Origin of the sequence: Cobetia sp. SIMBA_158, assembly GCF_046566945.1 — a bacterium.
Lineage (GTDB): Bacteria > Pseudomonadota > Gammaproteobacteria > Pseudomonadales > Halomonadaceae > Cobetia > Cobetia amphilecti.
On the sequence record NZ_JAWJYL010000891.1, the window covers coordinates 1 to 245 of the forward strand.

Consider the following 245-nt stretch of genomic DNA (forward strand, 5'->3'; position numbering starts at 1 on the left):
GAGCGATAATTCCATCTGGCTTAATTTTTGCTGCACTTGTCCTTGGACGAGCATTTCTGGAGAAATAAAAATAAATCGATACTGTTCTAGCTCATGGATGACTCGATTTTTTTCTTCTTTATTCAAAAAAGAATTGAGCGCAATGACTCTTTTTTCGTTCAATAATCTCATTTGGTCCACTTGATCTTGCATTAAAGATAAAAGAGGCGAAATGACAAGGACCGCTTTTTGTAGAACATATCCCG

At 36.3% G+C, this 245-nt stretch carries 1 protein-coding gene; it reads right to left on the reverse strand.

Annotated features, from left to right (window positions below):
• A partial coding sequence (locus tag R2R70_RS22385; RefSeq protein WP_410979254.1) for a DEAD/DEAH box helicase occupies window positions 1–245 on the reverse strand: 245 nt, incomplete at both ends.